The 3,305-nt window shown below is 50.6% G+C and carries 5 protein-coding genes; 3 read left to right on the top strand and 2 right to left on the bottom strand.

Annotated features, from left to right (window positions below):
- The first annotated feature begins 83 nt into the window (after positions 1–83).
- Positions 84–1,043 (top strand): DNA/RNA non-specific endonuclease, encoded by a 960-nt coding sequence (locus ACGF49_RS24190; RefSeq protein WP_387493201.1) that lies wholly within the window; start codon positions 84–86, stop codon positions 1,041–1,043.
- Positions 1,040–1,372, top strand: coding sequence for an antitoxin YezG family protein (locus ACGF49_RS24185; RefSeq protein WP_228940614.1), 333 nt, complete (start codon positions 1,040–1,042; stop codon positions 1,370–1,372). Before ACGF49_RS24190 ends, ACGF49_RS24185 begins: the two co-directional genes overlap by 4 nt.
- Before the next feature lie 38 nt (positions 1,373–1,410).
- On the opposite strand, the gene ACGF49_RS24180 is transcribed toward ACGF49_RS24185, so the two are convergent.
- On the bottom strand, positions 1,411–1,698 hold the full coding sequence (locus ACGF49_RS24180; RefSeq protein ID WP_021327094.1) for a SymE family type I addiction module toxin: 288 nt from the start codon (positions 1,696–1,698) through the stop codon (positions 1,411–1,413).
- A 58-nt stretch (positions 1,699–1,756) separates the two neighbouring features.
- Positions 1,757–2,095, bottom strand: a complete 339-nt coding sequence (locus tag ACGF49_RS24175; protein WP_051225734.1) for a helix-turn-helix domain-containing protein — start codon at positions 2,093–2,095, stop codon at positions 1,757–1,759.
- A 133-nt stretch (positions 2,096–2,228) separates the two neighbouring features.
- Between ACGF49_RS24175 and ACGF49_RS24170 the strand changes: the two genes are divergently transcribed.
- Positions 2,229–3,305: CHC2 zinc finger domain-containing protein (locus ACGF49_RS24170; protein ID WP_387493198.1), on the top strand; the 1,077-nt coding region annotated here is incomplete at its 3' end.

Below are 3,305 nucleotides of genomic sequence, written 5' to 3'. Positions count from 1 at the left end.
CGGCGACAAAGCAGCACGGGAAAAACCGGGTGGTAACTGACTGAGGGCATTAGGAAAATCGGCGTTCGGTAATCAGCTTCGCAATGGAATGGGTTGTTATTGAGAATAACTTTTTGAGCGCGGATCAGATAGACGACTTTGCGGCCAGAGCCAAAGGGTGTGGGGGACGCGGCGACTGCAAACAGATCACGAAGGAAATGGAAGATCTGAGCCTCAAGCAGCAAAAAGAACTGATCGCGGTGTGTTCTTCCAACCCCGCCGCCTGCAAGGAAAAGTACGGTGATATCCCGGCTAACGGCATGTTAGTACGTCAAGCTATTGATCGTGTACTGGGTGACGATGTGCCTTCACGGATGAAGAATGACATGTCTTCCCTGTTGGCCCAGCAGATTGAAGCCGAAGGCGTCGTTTCGAGTACGGAATTTGCCAGCCAGTTACAGAGCCGCTACGGTATCGACAAGCAGCAGGCAGAAATCTTAGCGGGTGCGGCATTAGGGGCTGTTACCGGTGGAATGGGCAAAGGAGGCAAGCCCGGCAATACGGCAGCAGAGAAAAACATTGTTGTGGTAGACTCCGGTAAGAAAGGCGGATGGAATAAGGCCCTGAATAAACCCGAACCGAATACGGTCTATCATGTAGATGGGAATAAGACCTATCACATAGATGGACAAGGAAGGACCAGTAATATTGAAGCATCTTTGTCTCCATCAAGAAATGATCGCAATACGTATCAGCAATGTAAGGCTGGAAAGTGTGGGAATATAGGAGATGAAGGAGGGCATCTAATTGCCAGTATTTTTAATGGTCCCGGTGAAAAAATAAATATTGTGCCTATGGATGGAAATCTTAATAAAGGTGCCTGGAAACAAATGGAAAATACTTGGGCAAAAGCATTGAAGGATGGTAAGCAGGTCGATGTGAAGATAGAACCGATTTATTCAGGTAATAATATTCGTCCAGATAGATTAAACGTTCAATACTCTATTAATGGTGAGAGACCTGTGATTGTTGACTTCAAAAATGTGCCAGGAGGCGGGAAATGACTGATGATTTAGATATATATCAAAAAATTGGGCAACTTTTGGCTGATGCAGGGCCAAGTGATGCTCAGAAGATGATAGTCAGGGCAAAACTTTTTCCCGAAAATGACGGTTGTAAATATGAATTTGATTATATTGATGGAAATGGTGAACTAGGCTGGTTTTCTCCTGATAGTAAAGCCCCTGGAGACCTTACAGAATTATTAGTGCAACTGAGATCTTTTTTTGTTGACAATAATCTAACTAATGGAAAACCCGCTTGGTCAGGATGTGAAATCACCGTTGATCTGGATAAAATGAAAATCAACATAGATTTTAAATATGATGATTAGAACCCGCCCCGGCTCTGTGCCGGGGCCGTTATTTTACCCTACACCGCCAGCCTCAGTCCGCCAGGATAATACTTAATCCAGTCAACCGCTGCACTGGGGTTAAACGGCTCAATGCTCAGTCCTTCCAGACATTGCCACAACTCCAGCGTGTTCTGCGCCGTAATCACAATACAGTCCGGCATCACCCGTATCTTTAACGGCATCCCAGGAGTGAACCCTGCCTCCTGCAACCATTTTCCCTTTAAAGAAATACTGTTCGTCGCCACTTTCCCAAAACGCTCTGCTTGGGAAATCCGACGAATTGTTTTATTATCGCGTCCAGCCATAATTAACTACCTCGTATAGTTGGTTGTGGTCAGCGGTTGTTGCAGGTTACCGCCTGCTTCAGCCGCGCTCAGTGATCTGTTTAGCCTGGTACTTCAAAATCATTCCATCCAGTAACGCCTTGATAATCCTACGTTCTTCCTCCGGCATACCACTCACTGCCTCAAACTGTAACGCTAAATCATCAGACGGGCCGCGCTCGTGGTCATCAAACACCAGTTCGTCAAGAGAAACATGTAGCACTTTAGCCAGCCGTATCAGGGCGTCTAAGGTGGGTTGAGCCGACCCCGCTTCATAACGGCGTATCTGGTTAACATGAAGAGATGCACTGTCAGCCAGCGCCTGTTGTGTTAGGTCAGCCGCCTTGCGAAGTTGTATCAATCTGGCAGGAAAGTTCATCGGTATAAACCATAAAGTTGTCGTCTCCATACTGTAACCTGCCTTTCTAATAAGGGTTGACATAAACACAGTATAAGGTATCTAATAAAAACATCAAACGGTTATTGACAGCTTTTTACAGACGAGGTTTTTTATGGCCCGCATTCCCGATACCGATTTAGCCCACTTAAAGCAAACTGTCTCATTGCTGGGGCTGGCGCGTAAGCAAGGCCGTACGATGAAAAAACGCGGTGAGGATTATGTGCTGCGCTGTCCGTTCCATAACGAGAAAACCCCCTCAATGGTGATATCGCCGGCTAAGAACCTGTATCACTGCTTTGGCTGTGGCGCAGCGGGGTCGGTGCTGGACTGGGTGATACAAACGGAAGGGGTAACGCTGAAAATCGGTATCCGCCGGCTGCGGGAGCTGGCCGGGCTGCCGGACATGGACAATGCGGTTGTGGCCGCTTCTTCGTTAGCCGCCCCACCGGGATCACAGGCCGCACCTCTGCCGCGCCCGAAACTGGCCGATCTGGACGATGACGGGCAGGCGCTGTTGCATCAGGTGATTGATTTTTATCATCAGAACTTACTGGCGTCACCGGAAGCCAAAGCCTGGCTGGAACGACGCGGACTGCATCATCCTGAACTGGTCAGTCACTTTAAGCTGGGGTACGCAGGCAATCACGGTATCGGCGGTTCAGCGGGGTTGTTGCCGTCGAAATCGAGTAATGAGGGGCAGCAGTTGCGCGACAAACTGGCTGGGCTGGGCGTATTGCGTACCCCCACCCGGCAGGATCACTTCCGGGGCTGCGTGGTGGTGCCGGTGATCGGCTGGGCCGAATCGGCCAGCGTGGCCAGCCGCGGGCGGGTGCTGCAACTGTATGGCCGCCGAACCCAGCCGGATTACAAAGTGCTGAAAGACAGCCCAAAGCATCTGTACCTGCCGTCACCGTTGGCCGGGGTCTGGAATGAGGAAGCGATGAAAGCCGCTTCGGAAATTATCCTGTGCGAAGCGCTGATCGATGCCATGACGTTCTGGTGTGCCGGGTTCCGCAACGTGATCGCCGCGTTCGGGGTGAACGGGTTTAACCGTGAGCACCTCGAAGCCTTGCCGTATCACGGCGTGAAACGGGTGCTGATTGCCTTTGACCGGGACGAGGCCGGAGACCGTGGCGCGGCCAGTGTGGCGGCTGATTTACTGGAAGCCGGTATCGAGGCATGGCGGGTG

The organism is Photorhabdus sp. RM96S, assembly GCF_042879335.1.
GTDB classification, from domain to species: Bacteria; Pseudomonadota; Gammaproteobacteria; order Enterobacterales; family Enterobacteriaceae; genus Photorhabdus; species Photorhabdus kayaii.
Note: the sequence above shows the minus strand (reverse complement) of the source record. Positions and strands in the feature narration are given on the sequence as shown.

Excerpts from the sequence above, each read along its gene's own strand:
- ACGF49_RS24190 (WP_387493201.1), top strand. The coding sequence starts at position 84 with ATGGAATGGGTTGTTATTGAGAATAACTTTTTGAGCGCGGATCAGATA.
- ACGF49_RS24185 (WP_228940614.1), top strand. The coding sequence starts at position 1,040 with ATGACTGATGATTTAGATATATATCAAAAAATTGGGCAACTTTTGGCT.
- ACGF49_RS24175 (WP_051225734.1), bottom strand. The coding sequence starts at position 2,095 with ATGAACTTTCCTGCCAGATTGATACAACTTCGCAAGGCGGCTGACCTA.
- ACGF49_RS24180 (WP_021327094.1), bottom strand. The coding sequence starts at position 1,698 with ATGGCTGGACGCGATAATAAAACAATTCGTCGGATTTCCCAAGCAGAG.